This is a genomic window from Lactiplantibacillus herbarum, from assembly GCF_001039045.1.
Taxonomy (GTDB): domain Bacteria; phylum Bacillota; class Bacilli; order Lactobacillales; family Lactobacillaceae; genus Lactiplantibacillus; species Lactiplantibacillus herbarum.
Genome location: NZ_LFEE01000022.1, coordinates 57,488 through 73,895 on the forward strand (window position 1 = coordinate 57,488; position 16,408 = coordinate 73,895).

13 protein-coding genes are annotated in these 16,408 nt (G+C 44.4%); 2 read left to right on the forward strand and 11 right to left on the reverse strand.

The features are described from left to right. Positions 1-26: 26 nt before the first annotated feature. From ACG95_RS08440 to ruvA, 8 genes are all read right to left on the reverse strand, one after another. Positions 27-1,370 (reverse strand): DEAD/DEAH box helicase, encoded by a 1,344-nt coding sequence (locus ACG95_RS08440; protein ID WP_048000112.1) that lies wholly within the window; start codon positions 1,368-1,370, stop codon positions 27-29. A 2-nt stretch (positions 1,371-1,372) separates the two neighbouring features. After that, positions 1,373-2,329 (reverse strand): DHH family phosphoesterase, encoded by a 957-nt coding sequence (locus ACG95_RS08445; RefSeq protein ID WP_048000113.1) that lies wholly within the window; start codon positions 2,327-2,329, stop codon positions 1,373-1,375. Positions 2,330-2,421: 92 nt separating this feature from the next. Next, entirely contained in the window at positions 2,422-3,555 is a 1,134-nt protein-coding gene (gene dinB / locus ACG95_RS08450) for a DNA polymerase IV (RefSeq protein WP_048000114.1), read from the reverse strand. 877 nt (positions 3,556-4,432) lie between these two features. Continuing rightward, positions 4,433-4,804 carry a preprotein translocase subunit YajC gene (gene yajC / locus ACG95_RS08455; RefSeq protein ID WP_048000115.1) on the reverse strand — a complete coding sequence of 124 codons (372 nt, stop codon included), beginning with the start codon at positions 4,802-4,804 and terminating at the stop codon, positions 4,433-4,435. A gap of 77 nt (positions 4,805-4,881) precedes the next feature. Beyond that, the gene (gene tgt / locus ACG95_RS08460; protein WP_048000116.1) at positions 4,882-6,024 is read right to left on the reverse strand and encodes a tRNA guanosine(34) transglycosylase Tgt; all 1,143 of its coding nucleotides are present in this window, start codon (positions 6,022-6,024) and stop codon (positions 4,882-4,884) included. Between the two features lie 267 nt (positions 6,025-6,291). Then, a complete protein-coding gene (queA, locus tag ACG95_RS08465) occupies positions 6,292-7,326 on the reverse strand; it encodes a tRNA preQ1(34) S-adenosylmethionine ribosyltransferase-isomerase QueA (RefSeq protein ID WP_048000117.1) in 1,035 nt (344 codons plus the stop codon). Positions 7,327-7,345: 19 nt separating this feature from the next. Further along, a complete protein-coding gene (gene ruvB / locus ACG95_RS08470) occupies positions 7,346-8,356 on the reverse strand; it encodes a Holliday junction branch migration DNA helicase RuvB (RefSeq protein ID WP_048000118.1) in 1,011 nt (336 codons plus the stop codon). 12 nt (positions 8,357-8,368) lie between these two features. Continuing rightward, complete coding sequence (ruvA, locus tag ACG95_RS08475; protein WP_048000119.1) at positions 8,369-8,977, reverse strand: Holliday junction branch migration protein RuvA; 609 nt, start codon at positions 8,975-8,977, stop codon at positions 8,369-8,371. Between the two features lie 309 nt (positions 8,978-9,286). On the opposite strand from ruvA, the gene ACG95_RS08480 reads away from it, so the two are divergent. After that, on the forward strand, positions 9,287-9,805 hold the full coding sequence (locus tag ACG95_RS08480; protein WP_048000120.1) for a hypothetical protein: 519 nt from the start codon (positions 9,287-9,289) through the stop codon (positions 9,803-9,805). Between the two features lie 75 nt (positions 9,806-9,880). Here ACG95_RS08480 and ACG95_RS08485 read toward each other — a convergent pair whose 3' ends face one another. Further along, positions 9,881-10,546: an HXXEE domain-containing protein gene (locus tag ACG95_RS08485; protein ID WP_048000121.1), complete on the reverse strand. Its 666-nt coding sequence runs from the start codon at positions 10,544-10,546 to the stop codon at positions 9,881-9,883. A 118-nt stretch (positions 10,547-10,664) separates the two neighbouring features. On the opposite strand from ACG95_RS08485, the gene ACG95_RS08490 reads away from it, so the two are divergent. After that, complete coding sequence (locus tag ACG95_RS08490; RefSeq protein WP_048000122.1) at positions 10,665-11,264, forward strand: TetR/AcrR family transcriptional regulator; 600 nt, start codon at positions 10,665-10,667, stop codon at positions 11,262-11,264. A gap of 108 nt (positions 11,265-11,372) precedes the next feature. On the opposite strand, the gene ACG95_RS14005 is transcribed toward ACG95_RS08490, so the two are convergent. Continuing rightward, entirely contained in the window at positions 11,373-12,947 is a 1,575-nt protein-coding gene (locus tag ACG95_RS14005; RefSeq protein ID WP_053072752.1) for an LPXTG cell wall anchor domain-containing protein, read from the reverse strand. Between the two features lie 193 nt (positions 12,948-13,140). Next, positions 13,141-16,254, reverse strand: coding sequence for a YfhO family protein (locus ACG95_RS08500; protein WP_048000123.1), 3,114 nt, complete (start codon positions 16,252-16,254; stop codon positions 13,141-13,143). Positions 16,255-16,408 lie beyond the last annotated feature (154 nt).

Here is a 16,408-nt window from a genome sequence, read left to right on the forward strand (position 1 = left end):
TTAACCGAGTGCTTTGCTCACTCAGCCTAAGACTTGCGATCCTTACGTTCTTGACGTGCAGAAGCGCGTTGTTCGATCCGACGATCCATTCTAGCCTTATCACTGATCTTCTTACGAATACGACGCTTGTAACCCGGTTTGATGGTCTTCTTGGACTTCTTGACGAAACCAATCAACGTTGGATCGAGCTTTTCTTGTTTTGGTCCCCGATTAGCCCGACGATTACGATCATATGAATCCACGATTTCATCATCCTGAATTGCTTTGGGTTTAAACTTAACACCTAAAGCTTCGACTTCGCTAACCTTGGCTTCTTCACCAGGGCTATAGAGTGTAATCGCAGTACCAGACATCCCATTACGGCCAGTCCGACCAACCCGGTGAATAAAGAATTCCAAATCAGTAGGAATATCGTCATTAATAACGTGTGATACCCCTTCAATATCAATCCCACGTGCAGCTAAATCAGTTGCAACGACGAATTGATACTTCAATTGTTGAACTTCACGCATCACCCGTTTACGTTCACGTGGCTTCATATCCCCATGAATCATGGCAACAGTCAAACCTTGCTTACGTAAATAATGCGTTAATTCCTGAACCCGATCTTTAGTATTGGCAAATACTAAGACCAAGTATGGTTCACCAATCGTTAAAAGGCGATAAATAATCGTGTTCTTATCCTTACTCTTAGTTGAGATCAACCAGTTATCAATCGTTGGACTGATAACCGTTTCAACTGGGATTGCTTCCATAACTGGATTGTTCATGTACTTCTTCAAGAATGGCGTTAGCTTTTGCGGCATCGTAGCTGAAAAGACTAACATTTGTAACTTAGGTGGCATCCGTCCAGCAATCTGATCAACAACATTCAAGAAACCAAGATCAAGCGTCATATCAGCTTCATCAACGACTAGCTGAGTCGCATGATGAATATCTAACGCTTGAGCACGAACCAAATCGAGGATTCGTCCTGGGGTCCCAATAATCAGTTGTGGTTGGTTACGGCCTAACTTTTCAATCTGTTCTTGCTTATCAGTCCCACCAACGTACAACCCAATGTGTAGTGCCTTAGGGCTGTGTTGAACCAACTGTTTGGCTGCTGCCTGGATCTGGTAAGCCAATTCACGACTTGGTGTCGTAATAACAGCTTGGACCCGGCGTTCATCCATGTTCAATTGATTGATCATTGGTAGCAAGAAGGTATGGGTCTTCCCACTACCAGTTGCTGACTGACCAATCACGCTGCGCCCAGCTGCAATAACTGGAATTAAACGTTCCTGAACGGTCGTTGGCTTGCGGAAATTAATATCTTGCAATGCCTGCATTAAAAACGGCTGCAATTTAAAATCTTCAAAACTTGCGGTCATATTTAAACCTCTTTCTCATCGTGACTAGCAACGGCGTCCAATTCACGGACAACCGTTTCAATTTCTTGTTGGTCGCTGGCTTTTGCGCCACTGGCCAACGCGTGGCCCCCACCATCATGCTTCTTAGCAAGTTCATTGATGGCTGGACCCTTTGAACGAAGACGAATGCGATAGTCGCCTTCCTTTTGTTGAACGAAGATCGCCCAACATTTAACGGTATCAATGCGACCAGGTAATGGGACGACACCGGCTGTGCTGGCATCGCCAATCTCAAATGAATCCATGATATCGTTGGTTAAGATAACGTAAGCTGCGCCTGAATCTAACTGAGTCAGATGCTCGTAGACGTAAGCTGATAACCGGGCAACGGGCAACGTAATCGTGTCTTCAATCCGGTTAACAGTTTCAGCATCCGCACCTGCTTCCATCAATCCAGCGGCTGCGCGCATCGTACTTGGCTTTGTAGCGGAATATAAGAAACGACCAGTATCGCCGACGATCCCCGCGTACAATAACCGGGCTGCGTTAGCCGTTAACGTTAATTCGTCACCACACTGTGCATACCAATTATAGACCATTTCGCTAGTGCTAGAAGCATCCACGTCAACCCACTGTGGATCACCAAACGCATCATCATTGGGGTGATGATCGATCTTAACGAGTGTCTTGCCTTGTTGATAGAACTCACCATCCACGCGGGGTTGGTTAGCCGTATCTAAGACTAAGACAAGCGCATCGTGATAATCTTCTTCACTCACTTCATCCATTTGGCCTAGCCAGTCAAAACCATGGTACTGTTTCCCTGGTGCTAAGACCCGTTTATCTGGAAAACTCGTTTTGATAATATCAGCTAACCCCAACTGACTCCCAATCGCATCTGGATCAGGCCGTTGATGACGGTGAATAATAATTGTTTTTGCTTGTTTAATTAATTCAAAAATCGCTGTTTGGACGGTCATAAATGAACCTTCTCACTCTCAAAATTTACTGGTGGCCAATAATCTGTCACAGTACTCCAGTATACCGAACAATTGGCCTTGCGCCAAATAAATTAATTATCATTCGGATATAGCGGTAATGTGATGTTCTCAAACGCTAGTGGCGCTAAGCCCGTCATTGTAATTCCCAACAGCCGAATACCCGAATCAAAGTGTTCATCAACCACGTCTTCAAAGATTTCTTCCGCATACTGATCAAACTGGATTGCGTCATTCGGTAAGAACTCCGTAAATGTCCGCCGCTTCGTAATCGTCACAAAGTCACCGTAACGTAATTTCAGAACAAGGGTCTTACCGTGGCGTTGATGCCCTTGCATGCTTTCAGCGACCATTTTCGCCAACGCTTTAAGGTGCGTGTTGACTTCTGTTGTTGACTGTAGAAACGGCCCAAACGTCCGCTCTTTACCAATCGACTTCCGTTCACGTAAGTATTCTACGGGTCGGTCATCGCTACCACGAACCCGCCGGTATAAGATGTAACCGAGCTTACCAAAATTCTTAATCAGATCAAGTTCCTTTTGTTCATACAACTCCTGACCGGTCATAATCCCTAAATCATGCATCTTGGGTACCGTCTTCTTGCCGACGCCCCGAAACTTTTCAATCGGTTCACGGAGCAGGAACGCTTCCGCATCCTGGGGCAACACGATGGTTACGCCAGCTGGCTTGCGATAGTCCGAGGCTAACTTCGCAATAAACTTGTTATATGAAATACCAGTTGAACAGGTTAAGTGTGTTTTCCGCCAGATTTCACGCTGTAATTCGTGAGCTAGTTGAACCGCACTGTGCAACTGTTTCTTATTATCTGTAACGTCTAAGTAGGCTTCATCAAACGCAATCGGTTCGATCATGTCGGTGTACTCGTGAAAAATCTGATGGATCTGTGCCGACACTTCACGGTATAACGGGAAGTTTGGTGTTTTAAAGACAGCTTGCGGGCACATTTCTAAAGCTTTTTGAGACGGCATTGCTGAGTGCACCCCAAATTGCCGTGCCACATAGTTAGCAGTGGTCACGACACCCCGGCCACCGGTTTGCCGCGGATCATGCGCAATCACCAGTGGCTGGGTCTTATAGGCAGGATTTTCTCGTTCTTCGATGGAAGCATAAAAGGCGTCCATATCAACGTGAATAATCTTACGACTGGTATCGATTCGAATCGGTGCTTCAACAATTGACTGGGCCATTCCGCTTCCCTCCTCTGATAATTAACATTATACATGAACGTACGTTCGAAATGGTGGTTCTGGTCTCAATTAAATTAACTCACCTGCCTCAAATCAGCTGTTAAATCAATCTGAGACGTACGCATTATGCTTGTTAAAATCCTATTTACCTCCCTGTTATACTGCTGTATGTGCGCTTTTATCCGCCTACCGGGGCAGTCTGACAACGCTGGAACGCCATGGGCACGATTTTGAGCTCACAAGCAACCCACTTGCCATCTCAAAACTCGGCCTTACACTAACCTGCAAAAACCACTCAGCTAAGTGTAATTTCATGGCTGAGCGCTGTCAGACCACCCCTCACGGCTAGTTAGGTTTCAAAACATTGAGCATATTTTACCTATCTTTAGTTGGACTGATCGTTATTTCAAAAAGAATATAGCTGGTGCTTTCCTAGTAACCGTTACTGTTTTTTTATTGAGTAGGTGTACACACCCATAAACTGAGAAATTATAATCTAGATGAATTTAGGAGTCACGACCAGTCAGGTTATCTTCGACCACTATCCAGCCGTGAGGGACGCCCTGACAATGTTCAGTGGTGAAATTATCCTTGGCTGAGTGCTTTTCTCGGCTAGGATAAGGCCAAGCTTAAAGATTGCAGCGGGGTTTTGCTGAGCTTTAAGTGTGCCCACCACGTTCCAATCATTGTCAGGGTGCCCCGGTAGGCGGAAGAGACCGTTACTTAAATGAGTTTAACTAGCATATTTTGACTGAGATCGTTCCCATGGTAGGTTCTCCCAGCTAATAAGCATTTTATTGAGTATTGATAAATAATTATAGACAAAAAAATAAGCACCAGTTATTTAATAAAATAACCAGTACTTATTTTAAATGACTTATTTTGCTTCAGAATCCGTATCTTCAGCTTCACTATCAGCAATGTGATTATCAGCTGAAACTGCAGCATCTGATTCAGGTGCTACGGTTGCATCCTTAGCTTCTTCAATTGGTGAAACTTTGGCAATTGCAGTAATGTCAAATACTAAGAAAATCCCGTCACAGTCTAAAGTAACTGTCTTTTCGGCTTCGTTGACTTCATCAACGACACCGTGCAAACGGCCGATAGTTGTTACCTTATCGCCACGTTTAACTTGTTTTAGCATGCTTTGGTGTTGTTGTTGTTGTTTACGTTGTGGACGGATCATGAAGAAGTATAAGAATCCAAACATGACCACGATAAATACGATTGACATCATTGAACTATTCATTATATATCGCTCCTAATCTAATTGAAAGTTTGACTATCTTTAACTTTAACAAATTACACTCAAAATTACTAGTATCACTAGAAGTTTTTCGGATTTTCAGCGTTAAAGCCGTACATTTCAAAGAAGTCTTGCCGAAATTCTAGTAAATTATCATCCATAATCGCTTGCCGAACATTTTTCATCAAGTTCAGTAAGAAGTATAGATTATGATAACTCGTTAACCGGATACCAAACGCCTCGTTGGCCTTTATCAAGTGGCGAATATAAGCCCGTGAGAAGTTGCGACACGTATAGCAATCACAGTTCTCATCCAGCGGTGCAAAATCACGCGCATATTTCGCATTCTTAACGACTAAGCGACCGTGTGACGTCATACAAGTCCCATTACGGGCAATCCGGGTTGGTAAGACACAGTCGAACATATCAACACCACGCATTGCCCCATCAATCAAGGCATCCGCTGATCCCACACCCATCAAGTAGCGTGGTTTATTCTCAGGCAAGAGTGGCGTCGTGAAGTCCAACACATGGTTCATCTCGGCCTTAGATTCACCAACGGATAACCCACCGATGGAATAACCAGGGAAATCGAGGCTGACCAAGTCTTTAGCACTCTGTTCACGAAGATCCTTGAAGCCAGCACCCTGAACGATTCCAAACAGTCCTTGATAGTCTGGATGTTGGTGAACTTTCAAGCCCCGTTCCGCCCAACGGCTAGTTCGAGCGACTGACTTGCTGACATAGTCATAACTTTCGAAGAATGGTGGACATTCATCGAAACTCATCATGATGTCTGGACCTAAGTCGTTTTCGATCTGAATCGCTTTTTCCGGCGATAAGAACATCTTATCCCCGTTCAGATGATTCTTGAAACGAACCCCTTCTTCACTGATATCACGATTTTTAGCCAGTGAAAAGACTTGGAAACCACCTGAATCGGTCAAGATTCCCTTATTCCAATTCATAAACTTATGCAAGCCGCCAGCTTCTTTGACGATCTGTTCACCCGGCCGTAACCAAAGGTGGTAAGTATTCGATAGAACAACACCTGCCCCCATTGATTCGAGCTCTTCAGGTGCTAGTGACTTAACACTTGCCAAGGTTCCCACGGGCATAAACATAGGCGTTGGGAATGTCCCATGTGGTGTGATCAATTCCCCAAGCCGTGCGCCCGTATGTTTTTCTTTCTTAATTAATCGGTATTTAATTGCCGGTTCCATAAAAGTTCCTCCGTATCAAAACTGTTGCTAAACTCTGCTAATCATAGCATGAAACAACCACGCAAACCAGTGACCTTGCGTGCAAAAAAGGGACTGTGACATAAGACATAGTCCCCCTCCGCATTTCAAATATTAATGATCAAAACGTGCACCAAAAGCCAGTTACCTCCGCTTAGCTACGGAAACCAACCGATCGAAAACCCCAATCATTCGGCTTCCTAGGCTATGCTCAGTAACTACCTGGCTTTTGGCCCATTCTCATATTTACTAGTGCACAAACATCGCATCGCCAAAGCTAAAGAAGCGGTACTTTTCATCAATAGCATGTTGGTATGCGTTCAAGATCATGTCACGGCCCGTAAAGGCGGCTACTAGCATCACCAACGTTGATTTTGGTAAATGGAAGTTCGTAATAAAAGCATCCACAACTTTCCACTGGTAACCAGGCTTAATGAATATATCCGTCCACCCAGAATCAGGCTTGATCTCACCATCAAACTTCGAACCAATCGTTTCTAACGTCCGAATCGAGGTCGTCCCAGTCGCAATGATGCGACCACCGTTTTGACGAACTTCATTTAAGGTCTTGGCAGCTTCTTCATCTAATTGATAAAATTCACTGTGCATCTTGTGATCCTCAATGTTATCCTCTTCAACTGGTCGAAACGTTCCTAAGCCCACGTGCAGGGTCAAATAAACCAATTTAACGCCCTTGTCCTGAACCTTTTGCAAGAGCTCCTTCGTCCAATGTAAACCGGCAGTTGGTGCGGCAGCCGAGCCATTTTCCTTAGCGTAAACCGTCTGGTAACGATCTGGATCGTCCAACTTCTCTTTGATATAAGGTGGTAGTGGTGCTTCACCTAAGCTCTCCAAGACTTCCATAAAGATACCTTCATAGTTGAACTTGATGATCCGAATGCCGTCTTCTTTTTCAGCAGTGACTGTCGCCGTTAAACGCCCATCACCAAATGAGACCACCGTACCAACTCTGATCCGCTTCCCAGGCTTCATCAGGGTTTCCCATTCGTCACCTTCCGTATTATGCAATAGCAATACTTCAGCGTGACCACCCGTTTCAGGTTTAATGCCGTACAAACGTGCTGGCATGACCCGTGAATTATTCATGACGACTGCATCACCAGGGTTCAATTGATCGATAATATCGTAGAAATGCTTGTCCTGCATCTCACCGGTCTGACGATCTAATTCCAACAAACGTGACGTATCACGCTTTTCGATAGGGGTTTGCGCAATTAATTCATGTGGGAGATCATAATCAAAATCTTCAAGTGTTAAGCTCATGTTGTAACCTCTTATTCTTTTAATTATTTTGGGGATATGGAAACCCTAAGTGTTCATAACCTTTAATCGTTACGACCCGGCCGCGTTGGGTGCGTTTCAGAAAACCAATCTGTAATAGGTATGGTTCGACCACTTCGGCAACCGTTTCAGTTTCTTCACCGATATTGGCCGCTAAGGTGGACAGTCCGACTGGTCCACCATCGTAGTACTCTAACATCGTCCGCAGTAACTTGTTGTCGGTCTCATTTAAACCAGCGTCGTCAACTCGTAAGTAAGTCAACGAACGGCTCACGATCACTTCATCGATATCATCTTGATCAGCTACCTCGGCAAAGTCACGAATCCGCTTAAACAAGCGGTTAGCAATCCGGGGCGTACCACGGGAACGTCGACCAATTTCGTGCGCGCCAGACGGTTTGATACTCGTCTGAAAAATGTCCGCAGTCCGTTTGACGATGTCTTCTAGATCACTGACTTCATAATACGCCATGTGCTCGACAATTCCAAAACGATCACGTAGCGGTGCTGAAAGCATCCCAGCCCGCGTTGTTGCCCCAATCAACGTGAATGGTGGCAACGGAAAATGAACAGGATGCGCAGTTGGTCCCTGCCCGACCACGATGTCGATATAAAAATCTTCCATCGCTGAGTACAGCATTTCTTCCACAATCTTAGGTAACCGGTGAATTTCATCGATAAATAAGATGTCGCCAGGTTCCAATTCGTTCAACAGGGCAACCAAGTCACCAGGTTTCTCAATGGCCGGGCCACTAGTGGTTCGAATGTTAACTTGCATTTCATTAGCAATAACCATCGCTAACGTTGTCTTACCAAGACCCGGTGGCCCATATAATAGCACGTGGTCTAACGACTCTTCCCGTTTGCGGGCAGCTTCGATGTAGACCCCTAATTCGTGCTTAACCCGGTCTTGACCGATGTATTGGGCCAAAAATTGCGGACGAAGCGACTTTTCTAAAGAGGCTTCGGCTGAATCCGCCTTATCACCGGATAATAATTTGTCATCGTCCATTAATGATCCTCCCTACTTGGTCAATAACCGTAATCCTTCACTCAATAGTGCGTTCGTATCAACTTTATTCGTTTGACTGAATTCTTCTAATTTCTTAGTAATCCGCTTAACTTCTCTAGCTGAGTAGCCGAGCGCTTCTAACGCTGCCAATGCATCCGCTAAGGCACCGTCAACGGCTGGTGTTGCCATGTCTAAGGTCGTTTGACCCGTTGTTTCAACGTTGAGGTCATTGAGCTTACCCTTTAAGTCTAAGACAATCTGTTGAGCCGTCTTCTTACCCACACCGGGGAAACTCGTTAAGTAAGTGGCATTTTCCTGATTGATGGCTTGAATCAATCCGGAGTGATCGCTATTAGCTAGAATTGCTAAAGCCGACTTAGGACCGATACCGGAAACACCGAGTAATTTTTCAAACAGGGCCTTTTCATCCGCATCATAGAATCCAAAGAGGCTCATACCATTTTCACTCACAGCCTGATGAATATATAATTTAACGGCCGTTTCCCCTACTTGGTAACGGTACGGATTCGCTGCCAGCACTTTGTAGCCAATCCCCGCTACCTCCATGACAATAAAAATTGGTGTTACATCGGTTATCTGACCGAGAAAGTATTCATACACTGAAAAAAACTCCTTTAGCTTGAGACAAGTCTGCTGGGTCTTAATGAGGCCCACCTTGATTGCTGTAAAATCCAATTTTTTAGTTATTCCCAACACGAGGGCCGAACCGCTCGTATAAGTCGCTGATACTGTCTTTATAAAACGTATGTTTGCTTGCTAAATTGTACCACATTTTACCAGTCGCTTAATACTACCGCGTTCACAAAAAATTCGCCGGAACTTAGTCTCAACCGCAAACTACAGCAGCCGAATACTTGCCGGCAACCAAACATTCATGCTATGCTCAGAACCTCAGGAGGCGTCTACCCTATGGAAATAAACCCTTTTACTGCCAGTCTGCCAAATGCAGCTGGGCAAACTAAACTTCAAACTGATAACCCTAACTTAACGGCTGATGATACGGCGACTCAAACTGGTAATAGCTATTACTGGTACGAACTGACCAAAAACGGCATCCACCAGTGGCGACTCATCGCTAGCTGGCCCGTGGATCAAACCGTCACCACGATGATTCCGGGGATGATCGATACGGTACTCTATCCTCAGCAACCAGTCATGGAAATGCTGATTGATGACTGGGTTGGTCATTTTGACCCCGTCTTAACGCTAACCGATCAAGATCAGGTGACCCATCGACTCTGGCAGATTACGGAACAAGAAGTCAACGAGGACATCACGGCAACCATGGCGTCCGTCACTCCTCGTAAGACGTGGCTAACCACGACAAGTAAGGCGTTGGTCATGTTATTGACTGCTGAGGAATGGCAAAAATTAACGCCACCACCGACTGTTCCAGATCAACTCATTCAGATGGTACAGGCAGAATAAATAAAACGCGCTGGAAAGTTATTTTCCAACGCGTTTTATTTTATGCTTAATTAATAACAGCCTCTAGCTTAGCCATTACTTAATGTATTTTTTAAAATAACCTTCACGAGGCTCTGTTCGATAGATGTAGGGACTGTGAGGATCTTTCAGCGTCAATGTTAGTACCGCCATTACAACAACCATAAACGCTAGAATCATGCCAATTGCTTGTAACCAGCCGGTCGCCGATAATAAGTGATTGCCAACTAGCTCGTTAACTAATGCGAGTGCAAGTGGCGTAAACAGAAACCAGGCGGTAGCATTGCCTGGAAAATAAATTGTATCTTTGCCTAACTGATGAAATTTTACTAACATGGAAAAACCAAAGTAAGTGTGCAATACCGCTTCAATTAAGGCGAAAATGGCAAAGATAGCGGCTAAGCGTGGTGAACAGCCCATTAGTAGTGGTGGAATCGTCAAAATAAAAGAAATAATATCCACCGTAGATGCTGATAGCCGATTCCCCGGATAACGAATAGGATCCTTGGCACCAAGTATCTTATTGAATCCCCAGAGAAAGCCGCCCGGAAAGCGATACTCTTCCAATTGATGTAAACACATCACACTCATTAAGGCGTATGCCAAGCGAGCATAGTTAGTCAAGGTAGACCAGCGTATTAACAGCAACGTAGTAACCAAAATAAAGCTAATGATATCGATATAGACATGTAATTGCGTAAACTTATCTAAGAATTTTTTCATTAAGCGACCTCCATTATTTTTTGTGTCACAATTGTGACACCTAACCAAAAGCATTATAATCATTGGTATAAATCAACGTCAATGGTATTCAGATAAGTGCTACAAAAGGAGGCTGACTGTGACACGTACACGCAAAGAAAACCCACAAAAGGCGCAATCAAAACAATGGCTAGCTGAAGCATTACTGGTTTTAATGGCCAAAACACCCTACCAAGAAATCACAATTACTGCATTAACTCAGCAAGCAGACTTAGCACGCCGAACTTTTTATCGTCACTTTACAACGGTTGATGATGTTATGACGTATTATTTAGAACAGATTTGTGATGAATTCATTGCACAATTAGCAGACTTAACTCAGTTGGACTTTCAAACTTTGATGTTACGGTTCTTTGATTTTTGGCAAGGTTTCCGTGACTTTTTACACTCTTTAGCCGTAAATCAACGTTTATTTCTACTACTACAAGTCTTTATGCCTAAGTTACGTGATCGTTTGATTGGGGAAGTTGTTGATCCTGAAGTCTATTACTTCATTGCGGGTGGTTTATGGAATCTACTCATCAATTCGCTGGATTCAGCAGATGACTGGTCCACTGATGAATTCAAGGCGCTCGCAGCTCGGATTCTCGTACATTTAGAATCAGCGCCTAAAATTGACCAAGCTAAACATCTTAAGTCTGACGCTACGCTTGAAATAAACTCTAATAATCCTAACTAAGTATAAACACCAACACAAAAACAGGTAGTAGCTTCTCAAAAGCGAGAAGTTACTACCTGTTTATTTTCAATCTAAGCTATCTTTCAAGCCTATTTTTAAACTGATAGCTTAATGTTTACGTAAACCGATCCAAGCTAAACCAGCAACAGCTAATAACGCACCGCCGATTAAAGCAGCCCGCCCAGAACGTTGTTCGCCAGTTTGTGGCAACGTCTTAGCAGTATTTTGTGCTTGAGCCTTAGTTGCGACCTGCTTCGTGTGTGCAACCGTCTTAGCAGTTGCTGTCAAAGCCGCACACTGTGCTAATTGTTTTGCCTGGTCAGCAGAGATTTGCGTCGTCGTTGTCGTGTTAGTTTGGAAGTTACGTTGCCATACTTGCCATTGTCCGTTAGTAGGACGGCTACTTACATAAGCATTCAAGATTTCGCCAGTTGTAGCGTCAACTTCATAACCCATGACTTGACCATTAGCCAGTTGACGATAAACTGTAACGATCTTTGAACCCCATGATAACTTGTAAGTTTCGCCACCAATGGTAATCGTGTTGACACCAGAATTCAACCAACCAATTTCAGTTTCGCCATTTGCTGCCGTAACATCATAAGTTTGTTGGTCCTCGCCTGGGAACCAAGCGATAATCACAGCAGAACCATCAGCATGATTGTTACCAACTAAAAATAGTTTGTTGTCAACATTAACTGTTCCAATAGTTAAATCTTTGAAATCTTCAAGGATCGTGCTTGACTCAACGTTATCCATGTTGTCAAAGTCGTCAACATCTTGTTCGATATCTTCATAATCTTCAATGTTGTCGTATTCATCATATTCAGTCGTATCATCATAGTAAAATTCAACGACGTTATCCTTAGCCTTCAACGTAATCGTTTGCGTTGATGCATCATCGTCTAATGCCAACTCATCATCTGAGTAATCAGCAGCTTTGACCGTAATGGTATCACCAACGTAACCCGTTACGTCATAGCTATCCCACCATGCGGCAGCATCAGGATCATTTTCATCATTATACCAGTATGCATCAACCGTTACAGTAACCTTCTTAGGTGCGTACACCCAAGTTAAAGTTGTGTCTGCACTGTAAGTCCCCGTTAAGTTAGTAGGTTGTTGTGATAACGTGTAACCATCGACCGTTACCGCAGTCTTACTAGCATCGTAAGTTTGACCAACTGTTCCAGTAAGCACTTTAGCTGCATGAATGGTTTTGCCGGTCCGTTTATTCACATAATTTACAGTCACGTTCGCAGTTTTCTTAGCAGTTGCGCTTGAACTTGCACTACTTGATGTCGCACTGGCTGCTGAATTAGCGGTTGTAGCCGCACTCGTTGCAGCACTGGCCGCTGTCTTGGTAGCAATTGCCTGGCTAGTTGTTGCTGACTTTGCACTCGACTGCGTGCTAGCGCTGGTAGCTGAGCTAGTTGATTGGCTGCTAGCAGATGCAGCCGTACTACTACTGCTAGTAGCTGCTGCGCTGGTCGTATCAGTAGTTGATTTTAGCGTTACTGCTGACTGTGTACTAGCACTTGTTGCCTTAACAGCTGATGTTTGATCAGTTGTTTGCCCCGTTGTGTCTGCCTGTGCGATCGGTGTCTTAGCTAGTAATGCCACACTAAATAATGCAACCGTTGCCCCGACATAACGCCCTTTGATTGAATGTTGCTGTCTCATCTGATGATGCCCCCTATTAATTAATAACTTTAAACATTAAAGTCACTTCTCAAATATAATAGCATATTATTAATTTTTTTATAATAATTATTTAATGAGAATCGTTAAATCGCTTACTAACTTCTGATAGATTACACTAAAAAGGGCCTAATCACTTAGACTAGGCCCTTCAATCACTGCTTTATAAAAATAGTTATTTTCCTACAGTTACTCGTCGAAAATGCCACCAAGCAGCCGTTATAATGGCGACCAGTACACCAATTGCACTTAAGACAGCACCGAGTTTCAGTCCCGGTGTCTGATAAGTTAGCTTAATCCGGTGGTGACCAGCTGTCAATTTGGCACCAACGAAACCACGATTAACAACCTGCGTTGCGACTTGATGACCGTCAACTTGTAATCGCCAGCCACTTGAATATGGAATCGAAGTCGTCAGGACACTTGCTTGCGTCGTCGTAGTCTCACCCGTTACTTGATTATCAGTCACCTGCTGATTTTTCAGTCCAGCCTTTTGTAATTGACTCGTCTGCTTTTGATACGATTTGCCAAACGGCACCGCCACTAATTTAGCTGACTTAAAGTTCAAATCACGAATACTCGTAAAGTTCAGCGTGATCAATTCACGAGCATGCTTGCTATAGCCGAGATTAATGACCGCCGTCTTACGCTGTTCATAATCCGACATGTTAATTGTTCCCAACTGGCTAAAGCTCGTTAAGTTATCAGTTGTTTGAGCAGTCAAGGTGTAGCCACTGGCACCGAGATTGCCCTTCAAGTTATCACGTACATCATCCAAATAGTCGACCTTAGTATATGGTCGTGACGTAAAGACATTCGTGTTCTGGCTGGTTGTCAGCTCGTGCTTGAAGGATGACTGACTGTAACTAATGCCGTCTAAGACCAGGTACAGCTCCGTATTACGGTAACGCTTCGGATTCTTTATCGTCAGCTGATAAGGCACTTGGTGGCCCTGCACGTCGCTGACCATTGTCTTGAGTCCCGATGCATTCTGCTGTTGATTCTTCTGTATAAGTTGCTGATTAGCCGCAATCAGATTCAACAAACGGTTCGACGGCTTCGTCAAACCAGCCGCTGGTATCAAGCTTTCCCGTTGTTCCGGTGTTAGCGTGATCGTATCAGCCGGCAGCTTCGTCAACGCATTGTTGGACGTCCCGGTTGCGTGCTGGTTGCGATAAATAGCAACCTTATCCAAACTGTCGAGCACGTTGGTCGTGTCCGCTTGCGTAGTATACGCGACATTTTTGCCCACCTTAGTTGGCGTAATCGTCTTAACACCACTAACTTTACTGGTTGTAACTGCCCCTTGCAGCAACGCTCGTTCACGTTCCACCGCCGTTAAACGGTTAAACTGACGCGTACTAATCTGCTGTGTCTGCGTATAAACTAATGGCAAGGCGTTCTTAGACTTCAGCAACACCGTTCCAGTATGATTACTCATCCCATAAATAAATTTATCGGCGAAGATCTTCGACTGGCCATTCTTCATCTTAATCACTTCGTATCCAGCTGGTAACGCCTGTTTCTTCAGCTGATCCTCACGTGCAAAGAGGTATTTCACGCCTAATAGATTATTCATCGTGGTTCGCCCATCTAAGGAACCTAACGGTGAATTCATCGCGTACTCAGAATTACCCAAGGCCTGACTAAAGTCCCCGACATAACCGCTCTGAACGGAGAAATACGATCCCACGGTATGTGTGCCCAATGCCATCGGAACATCACTTTCAGCCGAACGCATCGTATAATAATTTGGTAGCAATGCGGTGCGGTAGAATTGTCCGCCAGTCGGTAAGCTCGTTTCGGCACCATCAAAATAGTCTTTGACCCATTTCATTGCCGTGCCCCGTCGAATCTGTTCCGTGCTGTTCGAGTTCGTATTAATACTGAGCCAGCCCAACCCATTATTTGCTAGGTTCAGGGTAACTACACCCAGTAGTAGCACGTAAAACTGTCGTGACGTCAACTTCAAGCTCTGTTTGGCTAACAGAACGCCGATCAACGCTAATAAAATCAGATAAGTCGCAATATCATGCTTGCGAATATTGAGGTAGAAGCCGTTGATCAACCAAATCACTACTAGTAGCCCAACACTGATTCCGGAAATCCACTTCAAGTCTCCCACCGTTAACTCAGTAATATGATCGATAAAGATCATCGTAGCAAAGGCAAAGACTAGCGTTGCCATCAGCAGCCACCGGTTAGATGGCGTCGAAAAGACGTTAAATACGGCTGCAAAACTTGGTAAAAGAATTCCGATCATCATCACAATCAAGACCCAATTAAGGACCCAATAGCGTTTGAAATGTCGGAACGTATAGATAACTGCCAGAAAACTGATACTGCTCAATCCTAAGGTCACCCAATATTGCACACTACCACCGTCTGTCAGTAAGCGGTTAGGTAAATTGACATAGTAATTAATTGGGTAGCTGGTCAGCCCGTTAGCAAAATTAAAACTTGCCCGAGTCGCATGTAGCATAGCGATTAGCGTCGGAATAAAGACGACACTCGCCAGTAAAACGCCCAGTCCCACAGCAACGGCTAAACGCCATAACAACTGCAAAAACGATCGCATCGGTACGTTTTCTCGGCGTCGCGCCCAAAACCGGACTAACGCGTAGATCAAGCTCCCCAGTGCTAGCAAGTACGCGAAGTAAAAGTTACTAATAATCACAACGGCCGTAATCAGGCTCAACGGTAACCAATGCCGGCCACGTAAGACCCGCTCGATCGCCCAACACATCAGTGGGAACCAGATCATCGGTAACAGGAAGAATGGGTGGTGCATCCCCACGTAGAACGTATAGCCCGTAAACGTGTACGTTAACGCACCAACCAGTTGGCTAAACCGCTTGAATTTGAACTGCTGACTGAATCCTAAGAAGGCCAGCCCCACGCAGTACAAACGCAACAGGATCAACGCTTGATAAGCCCACTCCAATTTTGCTTGTGGGACCAACGCCACCAAGTAATTAAACGGATCACCCACCACGTAGTACGCAAAAGTGGTCAGCTGATCGGCCCCTAACCCGAGATTCCACGACCAACTAATCAGTTGTTGTGGGTGGTGTTGCAAGATGCGTTGAAATTCTAATAGAATCGGAAAATGTTGCGCGATTCCGTCCACTTCCCAAATCAGTGTCCGGCCGGCTAAAAATAAACCACTGTATGCAATCGTGGCAACCACTATGAACATAATGGTATACCAGACGACCAATGGCATTCTGCGTGCTCTAATCAAATTCTGTTCCCCTATCTTGTCATTACGTTTAAACGTAATCCCCATATTTTGCCGTCATAAAACAATGCTTCTATTTTACCATGAACCTCGAACTTGCCACCTCGAACCTGCCGAATCTTAAGAAATTTTGTTGGAATAACAAAAACCATCTTAATAATGACCCGTTGAATACTAAATCTAAAAAGTTAAAAACGATCAT